Raw genomic sequence first — 18038 nt, forward strand, 5'->3', positions numbered from 1 at the left:
GGCCAGGGCCGATCCCGTCCGGCGACCGCCTCTTCTCCTGGACCGCGCGACGATCCGCCGCCAGGAGCTGGCCGCCCAACGGCGCGCCCGGCACGCCTCGACGCTGGGCGTTTGCCCAACGCGCGCTCCGCCCGGGTGGCATCATCTGTCCGCAGTTGGCCGCGAGCGTCCTGACGCACGATCTTGACATTGACGTCGATCTCGACGAGCGCAAGATTCGCGCTGCGCGCTACGGCGCCGACGAAGATAGACAACTGTCGCGAACTTGGTTGTCAAGGAGGATCTTGCGTGTCTGAACGGACCGCACGCGTCGAGGCGCGGATCGCGCTTCCCAACGCCAGTCGCGGACGGCAGGCGGACGGCGGGGCCCGGCCGCGCGGCACCGCGCGCACGAGGCGCGGCCAGCAGACCCGCGAGCAGCTGCTCGACGCCGCCCGGGTGGTGTTCGAACGGGACGGCTTCTTACACGCGCGGGTCGCCGACATCTGCGACCAGGCCGGCACCTCGCACGGCTCGTTCTACACCTACTTCGTCTCCAAGGAAGAGGTCTTCCGCGAGATCGTCGACTCGGTGGAACTCGACCTGCTCACCGTCGAGCGCGCCGCCGTGGACGCCGATCCCGTCGAACGCATCCGCGCCGCCAACCGGCACTACCTGCATGTTTATGCCGCCAACGCCGGCATCATGCGAGTCATCCATCAAGTCGCGACGATGGACGTGGATGTGTGGCGCGTCCGGTCGCAACGCCAGAACGCCTTCGCGCAGACCATCGAACGCCGCATTCGCCAGTTGCAGCAGGCTGGCATCGCCGACCCGGCCGTGAACGCCACCTATGCGGCCCAGGCGCTCGGCGGCATGGTCGCGCACTTCGCCGAGTTGCTGTTCAACTCGCGCGACCCGGTCACCATGGACGCCGAGACGGCGACCGAGGAGCTCACCCGGCTGTGGCGGGGCGCCCTGGGGATCCGCGACCAGAGCCGACCCGACGGGGCCGAGACCGAGATCGGGGCCGAGATCAAGGCCGACGTCGACCAGGTTGAGCTCGGCCAGGCCAGCTGAGCCGTCGACGCGCTAGCGGAGGCCGCTCTCGGCCATCGGAAGATGACGGGCGCCGGCGAGCATCAGCGCGGCCCGCTCGCGCAGCACCGCGGAGAGATCCACGGGAGGCTCCGCGGGGTCGGCCAGCGCCCAGTCGCGGATCGCGTCCATGACCAGCGAGGACAGCATGAGGGCCAGCGAGCGCGCGGTGACGGACATGGGAAGGTCGCCGGTCTCCTGGGCCCGGGCGAACACGATCGAGAACGCGTGATCGAACCCGAACCGCTCCTCCTCGTCCGGCTGGACGCAGACGCTGCCCGAGTTCTGGGCCCGCAGCATCCGGCGCACCGCCGTCCGAGGAGCCTTCTCCACCCGCCGGCCGATCCGCGCCATCAGCTCGGACAACGCGGCGTCGACCGTGCGGTTCGCCTCGAGCTCGCGCAACGCGTCCTCGTAGATGACCCGCGCGGTCAGCCAGCCGGCCTCGAGCAGGATGTCTTCCTTGCGGGCGAAGTGGAAGTAGAAGGTGGCCTTCGAGATCCCGGCGCGGGCGGCGATCTCCTCCGCCGTCGTCTCGTCGATGCCGGTCTCGTACCCGCGCTGTGCCCACAGCTCCAGCGCGGCCCGGACGATGCCCCGGCGGGTGTCGCGCGAGCGTTCCTGCACGAGCAGCGACCGCTTCGGCCCCGAGCGTCGTTCGGCCACGCCACGCTCCTCACCTACGCCGCCGGAGATCCGAAAAGCCGAGCCTAGCCCAGCTCGTCCCCGTCAGGAACCACTCCAACATCCGCCAAGGCCACGCCGAGACCTCATCGGTCAGGACGGTCGGACAGCCCGTCGGCGGTCTCGAACTGGCACCGGCACGCGGCGATGCGCCAACCGTCGGGCGTGCGGACCAGGTCATCGGTATAGAAGGCGCTACGGATGTCGTCGCTGCCCCGGATCAGGAAGACCAGGTTGCGCCGGACGCTGGCCCGGTCGGGGCCGACCATCTCGATGCGGGGCAGGCCGCCGAGATGGGTTCCCCTCGGGGCCGCGGTGAGCATCTTGCGCAGCTTGTCGTGCCCCTCGAACACCCGGCCGTACACCTCGTAGCGAGCGTCCGGGGTGAACAGCGCGACCCAGCCCTCGACGTCGTCCAGATCCATCGTCAGGCAGTAGTCGGCGTACAGCGCGCTGATCGCCACGTGATCCGCGGGAGAAGGAAGCACCACACACTCCTGCCAGGGCAGTCAGTATTCGATAGCCGCCGATAGCGCGAGCGTCCGCGGCCGAGGAGGGTCACCGCCGGGCCGCGGCACGCGGAGCGGGTCAGGCCATCTTGAAACGGATGGGGAGTTTCTTCGGGCCGCCGACGAAGAGGGTCTCCATGTACTCGACGGGACCGGCCAGCTCGATCTCGCGGATGCGCGGCACCAGCTCGGCGTACAGGGCCCGGCCCTCGAGCCGGGCCAGATGGGTGCCGAGGCAGTAGTGCGCGCCGAACCCGAAGGCGACGTGCCGGTTGGGGCTGCGGCCGACGTCGAACCGGTCGGGGTGCTCGAAGACGTCCTCGTCCCGGTTCGCCGAGGGATAGGACAGCAGCACCGACTCGCCCTTGGCGATCGGCACCCCGCGCACGGACGTGTCCGCGGTGGCGGTGCGCATGAACTGCTTGACCGGCGAGACCCAGCGGATCATCTCCTCGAACGCCGTCGGGACGAGGCCCGGGTCGTCGGCGAGCCGCCGCCACTGGTCGGGGTACTGCAGCAGGGCGTGCAGCCCGCCGGCCAGCGCCGAGCTGGTGGTGTCGTGGCCGGCGGTCGCGATCAGCACGTAGTAGCCGATCGCCTCCAGCTCACCGATCAGCTCGCCGCGCGGCGTGGCGTTCGCGATGACCGACGCCAGGTCGTCGGTCGGGTTCGCGCGGCGGTCGGTGATCAGTTTCTGGAAGTAGTTGAAGAAGTCCAGCATCGTCTCCATGAACGCGCTGTTCTCGGTGTTGCGCGCGAGATCGGCGTCGTTCGCCCCGAACAGCTCCTGGGTCAGCTTGAGCATGCGCGGGAAATCCTCCTCGGGCAGCCCGAGGAGCGACATGATCACGTAGAGCGGGTAGTTGGCGGCGATGTCCTGGAAGAAGTCGCACTCGCCGCCGAACTCGGCCAGCTGGTCGACGTAGCGCTTCGCGAGCTCCGCGATCCGGTCGGCGAGCTTGCGGACGCCCGCCGGCTTGAACCAGTCCGCGCTGATGTGCCGGTAAACCGGATGGTCGGGCGCGTCCATCTGCACCAGCGCCCGGATCGGGATGTCCTCTGGCGCGCCCTCCCGCTGCGAGCGCGGGCCGAGCGCGGGGCGCGGGGCGTTGATCCACAGCTGCGAGTCCCTGGCGATCTCCATGACGTCGTCATGCCTGGTGATCGCCCAGAACGGCAGGAAGCGCGGATGATCGACGCGATGGACCGGCGACTCGCGGCGCAGCACCGCCGTGGCGGCGTAGAACCGCTCGTTGTCGGCATACGCCCGCGGGTCGGTGAAGACACCCGCCGCCTCGTCGACGTTCATGAGGACTCTCCGCTGCTCTGGCCGGTCCGGCCGGCGCCGGTCACATGGTGGCGGACCCCGCCGGCGCGGGCGCCTTCTCGCGGGAAACGCGTGTACTCCGGGCTGCCGGAGCACCCGGAGTACGACGCGACCGAACAGATCACGGGCCGGGCGGTCAGCCCCGGGCCGCGGCGCCGCCGGCCGACCCGCTGCGCACCTCACGGAACGGCACGCCCCGGTCGAGGGCCAGCTCCCGCGGCATCCCGAGCACCCGCTCGGCGATCGCGTTGCGGGCCATCTCGGTGGTGCCGCCGCCGACACACGCGACCTGGCGGGTCAGGTAGTTCACCCCCCGCGCGCCGACGGCCTCGTCGTCGTCCGCCCAGGCCGCGGCGTCGGCGCCGGCCAGCTCGTACCCGATCGTCGTCAGCCGGGTGCTGACGACACCCTGCATGAGCCGGCTGAGCGAGACGAGCTGGTCGGAGCCCTTGCGCCCGGCGATCGTCGCCTGGACGCGCCGGTCGAGCTCGCGCTGCGCGGCCTTCAGGACATGCGCCTCGCCGACGAGCTCGCGCGCCCCCGGGTCGTCGAGCCGGCCGGCCACCTCGGCCAGCTCCAGCAGGCTCGCGCCGCCCTCCCCGTACGACTCGTGCCCGCCCGAGGCGACCGCCGGGCGCAGGGTGAGCGGCGAGGAGTGGATGCTGCGCTCGTGGAACAGCCACCGGGTCGCGACGGTCCAGCCGTCGTCGACGGCGCCGATCCGGTCGCTGTCCGGCACGACGACGTCGGTCAGGAACTCCTGGCAGAACTCCTTGCTGCCGTTGAGCATCTCGATCCGGGAGATCTCGATGCCCGGCTGGTGGATCGGCAGCATGAAGACCGAGAGGCCGCGGTGCTTGGGCACGTCCCAGTTGGTCCTGGCCAGGCACAGCCCCCAGTCCGACCACCAGGCGCCGGTCGTCCAGATCTTCGAGCCGTTGAGCACCCAGTCGTCGCCCTGGCGCACCGCGCTGGTGCGTGACCCGGCCAGGTCCGAGCCCGCGCCCGGCTCGGACAGGAACTGCATCCACAGCTCGTCGCCACGCAGGATCGCCGGGATGTGCGCGAGTTTCTGCTCGTGCGTGCCGAACTCCAGCAGCACGGCCGCGCACGGCACGATGGTCGGGATCTGGAACCGGAACGGGTAGCGGTAGCCGGCCAGCTCCTTGTTGAACGCGTCCGCGTGCGCCTGCGTCAGGCCCTGGCCGCCGTACTCGGTCGGGAAGCAGAGGCCGGCGAAACCGCCGTCCCACAGCAGCCGCTGCAGCCGGCGTTCCTCGGCGACCTCGGCGAGCTCCTCCTCGTCGGGCAGGGTCGTCAGGCCCCGCCGGTAGCCGGGGCCCGCGAGCGGCATGTTCTCCCGCAGCCAGCGCCGCGCCCGCAGCCGGAACTCCTCGACCGGTTCGATGTCGACCGGCTTCACGTCCGCGCTCATGCCTCCGCCTTCCGCTCGTCGCGCCGCCGTTCGACCAGGTCCGCGAGCCGCAGCCGGTGGTCCCGGGGGGTCCCCAGCAGCGCGGCGCCGACCGCGACCCGGCGCAGGTAGAGGTGCAGGTCGTGCTCGAAGGTCAGGCCGATGCCGCCGTGCAGCTGCACGCAGTCCTGGCACAGCTCGGGGCCGTAGTGCCCGACGTAGGCCTTCGCGACGCTGGCCAGCTCGCCCGCCCTGGCCGGCTCGTCGCGGGCCGCGACCGCCGCCGCGTCCGCGAGCGCGTGGCTGGCCTCCAGCCACATCTTCATGTCCGCGAACCGGTGCTTGAGGGCCTGGTAGGACGCCAGCGGCCGGCCGAAGGAGTACCGGTCGTTCGCCCAGGCGACGGTCAGCTCGAAGGCCTTGTCGAGCGCCCCGACCATCTCGGCCGTCTGGATGACCAGCGCTTCGACCAGCTGGCGCTCCACCTCGGCCGCCGCGCCGCCCGGCTCCCCGACGACGGCCGCCGCCGGCAGCCGCACGGCGTCGAACGCGACCCGGGCGAACCTGCGGGTCACGTCGAGCGTCTTCAGCGGCGTGACGGTGACGCCCGCGCTCGCCGCCGGCACCAGCAGCTGGACCAGCCCGTCGCCGGACCGCGCCGTCACCAGGAAAAGGTCCGCCTGCGCGCCGTGCTCCACCGGCGACTTCACCCCGGAGAGCACCCAGTCGCCGCCCGCGGGCTCGGCGACCGCCTCGATGCCCCCGAAGCCGCCCTTCGGCCGCGGCTCGCTCCAGCACCAGGCGGCCACCGACTCGCCGGCGCACAGCGCGCCGAGCGTCTCGGCCACCGCGTCGCCGCCCGCCCGCGACAGCGCCCCCGCCACGACGTTCGTCGTCAGCAGCGGCCCCGGCGCGGCGGCCCGGCCGAACTCGTGCGCGACCAGCGCCAGGTCGCCGAGCCCGTCGTCGCTGACGCTGCCGCCGCCGTGCTCCTCGGCGACCAGCAGCGAGGTCCAGCCGAGCTCCGCGCCCGTGGACCAGTAGCCCGGCTCGTAGCCGTCCGGGTCGTCCCGCAGCTTGCGCAGCACCGCCGTCGGCACCACGTCCGCCAGGTAGCGGCGGGTGGTGTCGAGGAGGAGCTCCTGGTCGGCCGTCAGGTCCAGCTTCATCCGATCCCCGCTCCGTGTGAGCCGTAGGTGAGTGCCGGTAGCGGAGCTACAGGACCTTCTCGGCCGGGTCGATTCCCATGATCGAGGCGAGGTTGGCGCCCATGACCTTGCGCTGCTCGTCGGCGGTCAGGCTGTCGAGCTCGTCGATGAACGTCACCGGGTCGAACAGGCCCTCCGGGTGCGGGTAGTCCGAGCCGAACACGACGTTGTCGGCGCCGATCACCTTCACCAGGCCGACCACGTCCTCCTCGTGGAACGGGTGGACGTAGATGCAGCGGCGCCAGGCCTCCATCGGGTCCTCGTCGAACAGCGACGGGTCACGCTGGTAGAGCTTCTCCAGCTGCGTCACCAGCGGGCGGACCCAGGAGCTGCCGTTCTCGACCGGCAGGAACCGCAGGCCGGGGAACCGGGTGGTCAGGCCGTGCCCGATGATCGAGGCGACCACGTCCTTGATGATGCGGTGCTCGCTCATCACGAGCGTGGCGAACGCGGTCCGCTTGTTCTTGAACGGCAGGAACTCCGCCTTCGCGCCCTCCCAGTCGTTCAGGTAGCGCTGGAAGCCGTCGTCGGAGGCGTGCATGCCGACGACGACCCCGGCCTCCTCGACCCGCTTCCAGAACGGGTCGAACTCCGGCAGCGCGAACGACCGGCGCTGGCCGCCGTAGCCGGGCACGGGCGCCGGGCGGACCAGGATCGCGCGCGCCCCGCGCTCGATCACCCAGTCCAGCTCGCGCAGCGCCTCGTCGACGATCGGCAGCGTGATGATCGGCGTCGGGAAGATCCGGTTCTCGTAGTCGAACGTCCAGTGCTCGTGCATCCACTGGTTGAGGGCCCGCACGACCACGACGGTGGCCTCCGGGTCGTCGGCGAGCCGCTCCTCGAGCAGGCTCGCCAGCGTCGGCCACATCATCGCCCGGTCGATGCTGAGCTCGTTCATAAGCTCGAGCCGGTCCGCCGGGTTGAAGTAGGCGGGAACCGACGGCACGTACCTCGGCGGCGGCGCGACCTTGATGTCGCCGGCCTTGGTCTTCGACGACGGGTTCTTCAGCCGGAACTCCAGCTCCTGGGCTCCGGGCGGCGCGACGACGTTGAAGGTCGGGTTCGGGATGTACTCGCTGATCTGCCCGCGCAGGGCGATCTTCGTCCGGTTGCCGACCTGGACGTACTTCACCAGCCCGCTGTAGTCCGCCGGCAGGTACTTGGTGAACGCGTCGGTGGTCTCGTACATGTGGTTGTCCGCGTCGAAGACGGGAAACTCGATCTTTCGCGACAAGACGCCCTCCCAGGACTACCAACATCACCCGACCTCGCCAACCTAGCCCAAGAAGTCAGACGTCGTCTAGTTTTTGCCGGCCGCCCCGGTCCGGCCCGGTCCCGCCGACGAGGCCCGACCCCGAACCGGGCACCGCCTGGGCCGATCCCCGGCCGAGCGGAGCCGGCTCGGACGTCCCCGCCAAGCAGCGCAAACAGCGCGGATGGGGCGGCAAGGAGGTAAGGAGGAACTGTTGAGTTCGGCCGAGGACGAGCGCGGCCGAGAGCGGGCGGGCCCCGCCGACGGCCGCGTGGCGAAGGATGGGATCGGATGACGACTGTGGGGATCGTGACCGGGGCCGGCCGCGGGATGGGGCTGGCCTGCGCGAAGCGGCTCGCCGACCAGGTGGACGCGCTGCTGCTCGTCGACCTGGACGAGGCGACGGCGGCCGCCGCCGCCACTGACCTGGCCGCCGCCGGGCACCGGGCCGCCGTCGAGGCGTTAGTCCTCGACATCACCGACGCCGACGGCCTCGCCCGGCTCGCGGCGCGCGTCGGCGAGCTCGGCACGCTGCGCGCGGTCGCGCACGCGGCCGGCATCTCGCCGACCATGGCCGACTGGCGGCGCATCTTCACCGTCGACCTCGTCGGCACCGCCCTGCTGACCGAGGCGCTGCGCCCGCTGTTCACCGCCGGCACCGCGCTGGTCTGCTTCGCGTCGATGGCCGGGACCTTCACCGGCGCCGGGCCCTACCCGGTCGACCCGGTGCTGGACGACCCCCTCGCCCCGGACTTCCTCGACCGCGTCCAGGAGGCGCTCGGCCAGGGCGTCGAGGACACCGGGGTGGCCTACTCCTTCGCCAAGCGCGGCGTGCAGCGGTTCGCCCAGCGGGAGGCGGTGCGGGTCGGCCCGCTGGGCGCCCGCGTGGTCTCCCTGTCCCCCGGCATCATCGACACCCCGCAGGGCCGCCAGGAGGCGGCCGAGCACGAGGCGATGGCCACCATGGTGAAGGCGAGCGCGCTCGGCCGGGAGGGGCGCGACGACGAGATCGCCGCCGTGGTCGCCTTCCTGCTGTCCGACGAGGCCAGCTTCGTCACCGGCGTCGACATCCTGGTCGACGGCGGCGCGGTCGCCGCGCTGCGCGGCCCAGCCAGCCAGAAGTAGGCCGGGCAGGAGGAGGTCGCCGACCCCGTCCCGCGGCAGCTCGACGACGGACAGCTCGACCGCGGACAACGCTGATCGCCCGTGTCAGGCGCGGCCGGCCGGCGACCCAACGAGCGCGTCCGGCGCACCGGTCGAATCCACGCCGCTTCCCGTTGATCTACACCGGATTCCGCCGATCGCCGATCCGTCGGGCGGCATTCCCGCCGCGTCAGGCAGAAGGCACGGCGCCGCTCATGACTTGTGGTGATTCCAGCTCATGATCCCAGCGGCCGCGGCGCCGAATATGGCGTCTTTCGGCACCACGGCCGCTGGGATCATGGACACGACGACCACAGGCCATGACCCGCGGGCAGGAACACGGCCGCGGCGAGTCGACCGAGACGCTGGAAGCGGGTTCCCGCGGGAGTGAAACCCAGCGTGGCCGGACGATACCCGCGTTGTGAGAAAGTTCGGACCCGGTTCACCCGCTGTTCGCGAACAGGAGACCCGCTGCCCCGTGGGGCTGGCTAACGTCGCGCTGCGTTTTCCGGAAGACGTGCCTGGAGGAATTGTGCGCGACGCCGACACCGGCTCGAACCCCACCGATAATCCCGCGCTCTCCGATCTGATTGCCACCCGGATCAGCCGTCGCTCGCTGCTTGGCGGCGGCGCGGCGATGGCGGCGGTCGGGTTGCTCGGCGTGTCCAACGCCACCCCCGCCGGCGCCAGCACCGGCGCCCGGGGCACGGGCGAGCTGATCGAGTTCACCGAGGTGCCCGTCAGCTCGGCCGACACCCTCGTCGTCCCCGAGGGCTACGTCGCGCAGGTGCTCATCCCCTGGGGCACGCCGCTGTCCACCAGCGGCCCCGCCTGGAAGAAGGACGCCTCGAACACCGCCGAGGAGCAGGCCGTCCAGATCGGCATGCACCACGACGGCATGAAGTACTTCCCGCTCAAGAGCGGCGCCAGCGGCAGCAGCAAGGGCCTGCTGGTCCTCAACCACGAGTACGTGGACCCGATCATGCTCACCCCGGACGGCGCCACGCCGATGACCCCGGAGAAGGTCGCCAAGGGGCTGGCCGCGCACGGCGTCACCGTGATCGAGATCCGCGAGAAGAAGGGCGTGTGGGCCCCGGCCGACTCGGAGTACAACCGGCGGATCACCGGCACCACGCCGGTCACGTTCTCCGGCCCGGTCGGCCCCGACCACCCGGCGCTCGCGGCCAACAACCCGCCGATGGGCACGCTGAACAACTGCGCCAACGGGTTCACCCCGTGGAACACCTACCTGACGTGCGAGGAGAACTGGAACGGCACCTTCGGCACGACCAGCACCACCTGGACGCCATCCGCGACGGAGCGCCGCTACGGCATCACGGCCGCCGGGTTCAACTACAACTGGCACCTCGTCGACCCGCGCTTCGACGTCGCCGTGAACCCGAAGGAGCTCAACCGCTTCGGCTGGGTCGTCGAGATCGACCCCTTCGACCCCGAGTCCACCCCGGTGAAGCGGACCGCGCTCGGCCGCATCAAGCACGAGAGCGCGACCTTCACCGAGGGCAGCCAGGGCCGGGCCGTCATCTACACCGGTGACGACGAGAACGGCGACTACTTCTACAAGTTCGTCGGCTCGGACTCGTGGCGCCAGTTGCGCCAGCAGCGCAAGAGCCCGCTCGACCACGGCACCCTCTACGTCGCCAAGTTCGCCAATGACGGGTCCGGCACCTGGGTGCCGCTGGTGTTCGGCCAGGGCGCGCTCACCGCGGCGAACGGGTGGACCGACCAGGCCGACGTGCTGCTGCGCACCCGCGAGGCTGCGGACGCGGTCGGCGCCACCAAGCTCGACCGGCCCGAGTGGGTCACGGTGCACCCGGAGACCGGCGAGGTCTACGTCACCCTCACCAACGGCACCCAGGGCGCGACCACAGGGCCCGACTCCCCCAACCCGCGCCCGAACAACATCTACGGCCACATCCTGCGGATCTCGGAGGCCGGCGGCGACAACGGGGCGCTGACCTTCGAGTGGGACATCGCCTTCTTCGCCGGCGACCCGGGCTACCTGCCGGAGGGCGCGCTCGTGCCGCCCGGCCAGACCCTGTTCGGCTCGCCCGACGGCCTGTACTTCGACCGGGACGGCCGGCTGTGGATCGAGACCGACATCTCGAACAGCTCGCAGAACCTCGCGTCGCGCAAGTACGACCGGATCGGCAACAACGCGCTGCTCGCCGCCGACCCGGCGACCGGCGTGGTCCGCCGCTTCCTGACCGGGCCGCGCGGCAGCGAGATCACCGGCATCACCCAGACCCCGGACAGCTGCAACCTGTTCGTCAACATCCAGCACCCGGGTGAGACCACCACCGCGTGGGGCACGCCGACGCCGGCGAACCCGCGCGTGGTCAGCAACTGGCCGGACTTCGACCCGGCCGGCCGACCCCGCCCGGCCACCGTCGTCATCCGCAAGAAGGACGGCGGCAAGATCGGCACCTGACCGGTCCCGGATCGTCGCGGGCACCAGCCGGCGGCTGCCGAGGCCGGGCCCCACCTGGGGGTCCGGCCCCGGCGGCCGACGCGTTCGCGGCGGGGGCGAGCCGGCGCGCCGGCAGGGCCGGAGCGGGCGTGTCAGCTAATTGTCAGGCTACGAGGCGTTCCATCCCCGACACAGTATGATCACGGACCGTGAGCCCGGTCACCGCTCCGGTCGCGCCGGTACCTGCCCACTCGCGGTGGGCGTCGGCGGCCGTGAGCGCCGCCCCGGGTGGGCCGGGCATCCGCGGGTGGGCCAGCCTCCCCCGGGAGGCGGTGGCTCTGCTGCGCTCCGGGGCGCGCACCACCCCCGGCCTGCTGCGGATCGCGGCGGTGGCGCTGACCGCGCTCATCACGCTGTTCTGGGCCGCGGCCCTCGCCTCGACGCTCGTCCGCCAGAGCGCCGTCGACGCGGTGCGTGACCGGGCCGGGCCGTCGTTCGTCGCCGCCCAGCGCCTGCACGCCGACCTGTCGGCGGCGGACGCGACCGTGGCGATCGCCTACCTGGCCGGCACGATCGAGCCGGCCGAGCGACGCCAGGCCTACGACAGCAGCATCGAGGAGGCCGGCAGGGAGCTGGCCGCCCTCACCCGGGCCGGCGGCGGGGACGAGGCCCGTGCCGCCCTGGAAACGGTGGTCACGAGGCTGCCCGTCTACACCGGTTGGGTGGAGCAGGCGCGCGCCAACAACCGGCAGGGCCACGTCGTCGGCGCGGCCTACCTGTGGAAGGCGTCGAAGCTCATGCGGGAGGAGATCCTGCCCGCTGTCGAGACGTTCGCCGCGATCAACGCGGACCGGATCGACGACGGCTACCGCCGCGGCACCCACTGGTCACAGCCGACGGCCGTCGCGGTTCTCGGCGCCGCCACCCTGGCCGCGCTGGCCGGCGCGCAGTGGCTGCTGTTCAGGCGGGCCAACCGGGTGCTGAACCCGTGGCTGCTCACGGCGACGCTGCTGATGGCCGCGAGCCTCGTCGTCACGCTGGCCGTCTTCTCCGCCGAGCGGGCCCGGCTCGTCGAGGCTCGTGACCAGGGGTTCGTCCCGATGGCCGAGGTCGGCCAGGCCCGGGTGCTCGGCCTGCGCGTGTGGGGCGACCACAGCCTGTCCCTGATCGCCCGTGGCGACAGCTCCGCCCTGGACGCGGACGCGGCGGCCACGACCGAGCGGCTGGGCAAGGAGGTCCTTCCGGCGGTCGCGGCGCTTGCCGGCCCGGACCAGGAGACCAGAACGGTCCTGCGCCCCGCCTGGGTGACGTACGAGGGGCTCAGCGGCCAGGCATACCGACTGGTCACCGAGACCGCCGGCAGGTTCCCGGACGCGGTCGCGATCACCGTCGGGGACGGCGCCGTCGCCTTCGAGCGGTACGACGCCGCCGCCGCGGCGGCGTTCGAGAGCAGCGCGCTGCGGTTCGGCGAGGGGCTCGCGGCCGCCGACGGCCGCCTGCCGGGCCTCGCCGTCGCCGTCAGCGTGCTGGCGGCCGCCGGGGTGGCGCTGATGGCCATCGGCCTGTGGCGCCGGATCGAGGAGTACCGATGACATGGCCGGGGAGCCCGCGCGCTCCCCTGCCGGTCACCGCCCGGCTCACGCTCGCCGGCCTGGCCATGGCCGTGGCCGCTGGCTGCGCCACGCTGTCCAGCCCGCTGCCGGCCGCGGGCCGGCCCGCCGCGCTGGCCACGTCCCCGGCCCCGGCGCCGGCCACCGCCCGGGGGCCCGACGACTGCGGCGACCCGACGATCAGCGAGCGGCCACCGGCGGTCATGCCCCCGCCGGGCGCCATGCCGGCCGGCACCCTCATGGACAGGATCCACCAGCGTGGGTCCATCACCGTCGGCGTGCTCGCCGACGTGCCGCCGTTCGGCTACATCGAGCGGACCGTCGACGAGCACGGCCAGGGCGTCTCCGCGTTCCAGGGCTTCGACGTCGACCTCGCCAAGGAGATCGCGAAGTCGATCTTCGGGCCGGACGGCGCCGACGAGACACACCTGAAGTTCCGCGCCGTCACCTACGCGGAACGCATCCCGGTGATCCAGGACGGCGACGTGGACATCGTCGTGGCCACGATGACAACGAACTGCGCGCGGCGCGCCGCCGTCGACTTCTCGGTGCCCTACTACGACGCGGTCGCGACGGTGCTCGTCCTGAAGGACTCGCCGTACACCGGCATGAAGGACCTGGGTGGCCGGAAGGTGTGCGCGCCGTTGGGCACGACCTCGCTGGAGCACGTCGAGGACCACCCCGCGGGCCCGGTACAGGTCGGGCTGCCCACCGTCGCCGACTGCCTGGTGGCGCTGCAGCACCACGAGGTGGAGGCCATCTCGACCGACGACGTCATCCTGGTCGGCCTGGCGCAGCAGGACCCGCAGACCCGGGTCCTCGTCGACGACCTCCTGCCGGGCGACGCGGACCACGAGCTGATCGCGGTGGGCGTCGGCAAGGACCACCCCGAGATGACCGGCTTCGTCAACGGGGTGCTCGCGCGGATCGTGGCGGACGGCACCTGGGAGCGGCTCGTGCGCCACCACCTGTGGGACTACCTCGCCGCCTTCGCGCCCGAGTTCCCGCGGCCGCCGCTGCCGCGCTACCGGGACTGAGGCGGGGCCATGGCCATGGGGGCGCTGTCCGCGCTGGACGCGACGCTGGCACTGCTGCGCTCGGGGGCGGCACGGCTGGCCGGCGCGCTGCTGGAGCTCGACACCGACGGAAACCGGGCGCTGCTCGACCCGGCCGCGCGCACCGGCGAGACGGCCGGCCGGGCCAGGGCGGTGCGGGCCCGGCTCGACTGGCTGTGGGAACGGCACCGGCTGCTGTCGGACGTCGTCACCCGGGCCGAGGCGCTGCGCGGCGACAAGCCCTGGCTCGGCCCGCGCCGGATCGGCGAGCTGGAGGCGTTGCTGCACCGGGCATCGGTGCCGCGCCAGCCACCACCGCCGCCGACACCGACACCCGACGGCCCTGGGGCGGGCGCGGCGAGCGCGCCCGGCGGGGACGCCGCCGGCCCGCCGGGCGCCTCGCCGCCGCCCGGCGTCGCGATCTACCCGGAGGACCTGCTGCTCGGGACCGCCGAGACCGTGGAGGCGGCGCGGGCCGACGTGGCGGCGGTCATCGCCGCCTGGACGCGGACCGCCGGCGAGCTCGCCGCCGCCGAGCGGCGGCTGGCCGAACTCGCCGCGACCGCGGCGGGGATCGGGCTGCCCGACCTGCCCGAGCTCGCGGCCGCCAGGGCGGCGGTGCGCACCCTGGCCCGCGCCGCCGCGGCCGACCCGATGTCGGTGCCGACGGCGGACGTGACCGCCGCCACCGCGGCGGTCGACGCGGCCGACACGGCGCTGGCCGTGCTCGCCCGGGCCCGCGTCTCGCTCGACGACGACCTGCGCGCGGCGGGCGAAACACTGGCCGAGATCGTCGACCTGGCCGCGCGGGCCGAGCGCGCCGCCCGCCGCGCCGTCGAACGGGTCACCGGCGCCCGGGCGGCGATGGTCGACCTGGACGACGGCTGGTTCGACCACCCGAGCCGGGGACTGCGCCCCTGGCTCGACCGGCTGGTGGCGGCCGCGGCGGCCGGCGACTGGCAGCTCGCGGCCCGCGGGCTGCGCGGGTGGCACGAGTCCGCCGCGACGGCCCGCGCCGCCGCGGCACGGGCCGTGACGACCAACGCCGCCCCCCTGCGCCGGCGCGACGAGCTGCGCGGGCTGCTCGGGGCGCTGCGCGCCAAGGCGACGGCGGACGCCCTCGCGGGGGTGCCCGAACTGGAGACGCTCTACGGCCAGGCCCACGACGCGCTCTACGTCGCGCCGAGCGACCTCGACCACGCCGCTCGGCTCGTCCAGGACTACGCGCGCGGCGTGACCACCGGCCGGGCGCCCGCGGGCGCCCCGCCCGTGGCGGCGCGGGACGCCCGAGCGAGGGCCGAGCAGGAAAGGGAACAGGCATGACGGTCATCCGCTGCCCCGAGAACGACGGCGGCACCATCGAGGACGGCTACTGCGACGTCTGCGGCCTCGCCTACGTGCCGCCCGCCGTGCCCGCCCAGGCCGCCGTGCCCGCCGGCCCGTCAGCCCCGGCCCCGGCGCGGGTGCCAGCCCCGGCGCCGGCCAGCGCGCGCCGGGGCCCGAACGGCTGCGCGGACCCGGAGTGCGGCGGCCACGTCGTCGACGGCTACTGCGACACCTGCGGGCTGTCGGCCACGGCGTCGCTGGCGCCCGCCGCGCCCGCGGCGCCGGGCGGGAGCACCGCCGGGAGCTCCGGCTCGTCGGGGGGCGGCCGGACCGGGCGCAGGTCGCGGCCGACGCGCACCCGGCTCGGCGAGGGGCTCGTCCAGGTGCCGGAGATGCCGGCGCCCGACCCCACCACGATGCTGATGGTGGACCCGGCGGTCCCCGAAGGCCATCGGTACTGTCCCAACCCGACCTGCCGGCAGCCGGTGGGACGCAGCCGCGGCGACCGTCCCGGCCGGGTCACCGGCTTCTGCGGGGTCTGCCGGACGTCGTTCGACTTCACCCCGCCGCTCAAGGCCGGCGACGAGGCCGGCGCCTACGAGATCGTGGGCGCCCTCGCGCACGGCGGCCAGGGCTGGGTCTACCTGGCGAAGGACAGCAAGGTCGAGAAACGCCGGGTCGTGCTCAAGGGGATCCTCGACAGCGAGGACGCGGACAACCGCGCCGCCGCCATCGCCGAGCGCCGGTTCCTCGCCGCCGTCGACCACTCCTCGATCGTCAAGATCTTCGCGTTCGTGGAGCACGCCGGGGCCGGCTACATCGTGATGGAGTACGTCGGCGGAACGTCGCTGCGCGAGCTGCTCAAGCGCCGCCGCGACGGGAACGCGGGCAGGCCGAGCCCGCTGCCGGTCGCCCAGGCGATCTCCTACATCCTCGCGGTGCTTCCCGCCTTCAGCTATCTGCACCGCAACCGCCTGGTCTTCTGCGACTTCAAGCCGGACAACGTCATGCTCTCCGGCGACTCGCTGAAGCTGATCGACCTCGGCGCGGTCCGCCACCTCGACGCCGAGGGCGGCGCGATCTACGGCACGCCGGGCTACCAGGCGCCCGAGGTGGCTCGGGAGGGGCCGTCCGTCGCCTCCGACCTCTACACGATCGGGCGCACGCTGCTGGCCCTGATCCTCAACTTCCGGGGCAACATCACGAAGTACCGGTACAGTCTGCCGCCGGTCGCCGAACACCCGGTCCTGGAGCAGTACGACTCGCTGTACCGGTTCCTGCGCAAGTCGACCGCGCCCAAGCCGGACGACCGGTTCGCCAGCGCCGACGAGATGCGCGACGAGCTGCTCGGCGTGCTGCGCGAGATCGCCGCGGACCAGACCGGCGAGCCGAAGCCGGCTCCGAGCCGGGTCTTCGGCGGGGACAACCACCTCACGGGCGAGAACCCTGACGGCACGCGGGCCGGGCCGGCCTGGGCGGTGCTGCCGACGCTGCGCGTGGACCCCGAGGACGCCGCCGCGAGCACGCTCAAGGCTTTGCCCGACACCGACCCCGACACACTCGCCCAGTTCCTGACCGCGATCAGCCCGGCGACCGTGGAGGTGCGGCTGCGCCTCGCCAGGGCCCGGATGGAGTCCGGCGACGAGGCGGCGGCCCGCGCGCTGCTCGCGGAGCTGGAGGCCGAGGACCCCTGGGAATGGCGGGTCGAGTACTACCAGGGGCTGCTCGCGCTCGCCGCCGACAACGCCGCGGCGGCCCGGGTCGCCTTCGACAGCGTGTACTCGCAGGCACCCGGCGAGCTCGCGCCGAAGCTCGCCCTCGGGCTCGCCGCCGAGGCCGGCGGCGACCTGGCCTACGCCGCGAAGCTGTACGACATCGTGTCCCGCACCGACGACGGCTTCACCAGCGCGGCCTTCGGGCTCGCGCGGGTGCGGCTCGCGGCCGGTGACCGGGCCGGTGCCGCCAGCGCCTACGAACGGGTCCCGAGGACGTCGGCGGCCTACGTGGACGCCCAGATGCGGCTGGCTCGGGTGCTCGGCACCCGCACAGCCGCGGGCGAGCCCAGCCGGGACGACCTCGCCCAGGCGTCGCGGGTGCTCGGCCGGCTCGACCTCGACCCTGGACGGCGGGCCGCGCTGTCGCGCGACCTGCTCGACGCCGCGCTCGCCATGGTCACCTCCGGCGCGGTGACACCCGGCGAGGACGTCACCGTGGTCGGCGCGCCGCTGCGGGAGACCCCGCTGCGGTTCCGGCTGGAAGGCGTCTACCGCGAGCTCGCCAAGCAGGCGGGCGGCAACCGGGCGGAGCGCTACCGGCTGGTCGACCTCGCCAACGGCGTCCGTCCCAGGACCTGGTTCTGATGGCCCGGGTCGGGCCGATGGCGGCCGGCGACGGCGAGCCGGGCGTTCTGGGCGCGGCGGGGACCGGCGCGGCCCGCCGCTGTCCCGTCTGCCAGGCCGAGGCGGGGCCGGGGCACCGCTACTGCGAGGAGTGCGGCACCCAGGTCCCCGCCGCCTTCGACCGGGGCGCGGCCGACCAGGTCGACCCGGCGCCCCCCGCCGGTCGGCCCGACCTCCACGAGTGGCCCGGCGACCCGGCCGCCGGCACCGCTGACGACGCTGACGACGCTGACGACGCTGACGACCGTGATCGCGGTGGCGACGACGACGACGGTGACGACGACTTCTGGCTGCCGGCGAAGACCCAGCCCGTCGTCTCCGAGGACACCCGCGGCGACGAGCCCGTGAGCGACCGGACCACCTCGGCCGCGTCTCGCTGCCCGACCTGCGGCTCGGCCACGGCCGACGCCGACGGCTACTGCGTGGACTGCGGCCTGCTGCTGGAGTCGACGCCTCCCGGAGACCACGTGGAACGGGACCTGGGCCCGATCGCCGGCGTCAGCGACCGCGGCCTGGTCCACCTGGAGAACGAGGACGCGATGGGCCTGTCGCTGGTGCCGACCCGGCGGCCGTCAGCCGCCGGGTGGCCCGCGGCCGTGGCCCGGG

At 73.3% G+C, this 18038-nt stretch carries 13 protein-coding genes and 1 pseudogene; 8 read left to right on the top strand and 6 right to left on the bottom strand.

What is annotated here, in order from left to right; genetic code table 11:
* Nucleotides 1–288: 288 nt before the first annotated feature.
* Nucleotides 289–1059, top strand: coding sequence for a TetR/AcrR family transcriptional regulator (locus tag I6A81_RS06125; protein ID WP_203001319.1), 771 nt, complete (start codon nucleotides 289–291; stop codon nucleotides 1057–1059).
* A gap of 12 nt (nucleotides 1060–1071) precedes the next feature.
* Here I6A81_RS06125 and I6A81_RS06130 read toward each other — a convergent pair whose 3' ends face one another.
* The 6 genes from I6A81_RS06130 to I6A81_RS06155 form a co-directional block, all read right to left on the bottom strand.
* Nucleotides 1072–1743, bottom strand: a complete 672-nt coding sequence (locus I6A81_RS06130) for a TetR/AcrR family transcriptional regulator (RefSeq protein ID WP_203001295.1) — start codon at nucleotides 1741–1743, stop codon at nucleotides 1072–1074.
* A 104-nt stretch (nucleotides 1744–1847) separates the two neighbouring features.
* Nucleotides 1848–2249 (bottom strand): nuclear transport factor 2 family protein, encoded by a 402-nt coding sequence (locus tag I6A81_RS06135; RefSeq protein WP_203001297.1) that lies wholly within the window; start codon nucleotides 2247–2249, stop codon nucleotides 1848–1850.
* A gap of 100 nt (nucleotides 2250–2349) precedes the next feature.
* Nucleotides 2350–3579, bottom strand: coding sequence for a cytochrome P450 (locus I6A81_RS06140; protein ID WP_203001299.1), 1230 nt, complete (start codon nucleotides 3577–3579; stop codon nucleotides 2350–2352).
* Nucleotides 3580–3733: 154 nt separating this feature from the next.
* Nucleotides 3734–5032 carry an acyl-CoA dehydrogenase family protein gene (locus tag I6A81_RS06145; protein ID WP_203001301.1) on the bottom strand — a complete coding sequence of 433 codons (1299 nt, stop codon included), beginning with the start codon at nucleotides 5030–5032 and terminating at the stop codon, nucleotides 3734–3736.
* Nucleotides 5029–6180 (bottom strand): acyl-CoA dehydrogenase family protein, encoded by a 1152-nt coding sequence (locus I6A81_RS06150; protein ID WP_203001303.1) that lies wholly within the window; start codon nucleotides 6178–6180, stop codon nucleotides 5029–5031. Before I6A81_RS06150 ends, I6A81_RS06145 begins: the two co-directional genes overlap by 4 nt.
* A gap of 46 nt (nucleotides 6181–6226) precedes the next feature.
* On the bottom strand, nucleotides 6227–7453 hold the full coding sequence (locus I6A81_RS06155; protein ID WP_238428532.1) for an amidohydrolase family protein: 1227 nt from the start codon (nucleotides 7451–7453) through the stop codon (nucleotides 6227–6229).
* A 309-nt stretch (nucleotides 7454–7762) separates the two neighbouring features.
* Between I6A81_RS06155 and I6A81_RS06160 the strand changes: the two genes are divergently transcribed.
* The 7 genes and pseudogenes from I6A81_RS06160 to I6A81_RS06190 all read left to right on the top strand — a co-directional run.
* Nucleotides 7763–8596, top strand: a complete 834-nt coding sequence (locus tag I6A81_RS06160) for an SDR family oxidoreductase (RefSeq protein WP_203001305.1) — start codon at nucleotides 7763–7765, stop codon at nucleotides 8594–8596.
* Between the two features lie 550 nt (nucleotides 8597–9146).
* Nucleotides 9147–11063, top strand: a complete 1917-nt coding sequence (locus I6A81_RS06165; RefSeq protein ID WP_307874494.1) for a PhoX family protein — start codon at nucleotides 9147–9149, stop codon at nucleotides 11061–11063.
* 188 nt (nucleotides 11064–11251) lie between these two features.
* Nucleotides 11252–12634: a hypothetical protein gene (locus I6A81_RS06170; RefSeq protein WP_203001307.1), complete on the top strand. Its 1383-nt coding sequence runs from the start codon at nucleotides 11252–11254 to the stop codon at nucleotides 12632–12634.
* Nucleotides 12631–13689, top strand: a complete 1059-nt coding sequence (locus tag I6A81_RS06175; RefSeq protein ID WP_203001309.1) for a transporter substrate-binding domain-containing protein — start codon at nucleotides 12631–12633, stop codon at nucleotides 13687–13689. The genes I6A81_RS06170 and I6A81_RS06175 overlap by 4 nt, the downstream gene beginning before the upstream one ends.
* Before the next feature lie 9 nt (nucleotides 13690–13698).
* Nucleotides 13699–15030: a hypothetical protein gene (locus I6A81_RS06180; protein ID WP_203001311.1), complete on the top strand. Its 1332-nt coding sequence runs from the start codon at nucleotides 13699–13701 to the stop codon at nucleotides 15028–15030.
* The gene (locus I6A81_RS06185) at nucleotides 15027–17393 is read left to right on the top strand and encodes a serine/threonine-protein kinase (protein ID WP_203001313.1); all 2367 of its coding nucleotides are present in this window, start codon (nucleotides 15027–15029) and stop codon (nucleotides 17391–17393) included. The genes I6A81_RS06180 and I6A81_RS06185 overlap by 4 nt, the downstream gene beginning before the upstream one ends.
* Nucleotides 17393–18038, top strand: a pseudogene (locus I6A81_RS06190) (hypothetical protein); the annotation flags it as partial. The gene I6A81_RS06185 and the pseudogene I6A81_RS06190, both read left to right, overlap by 1 nt.

It is taken from the genome of Frankia nepalensis (assembly GCF_016786325.1).
Taxonomy (GTDB): Bacteria; Actinomycetota; Actinomycetes; order Frankiales; family Frankiaceae; genus Pseudofrankia; species Pseudofrankia nepalensis.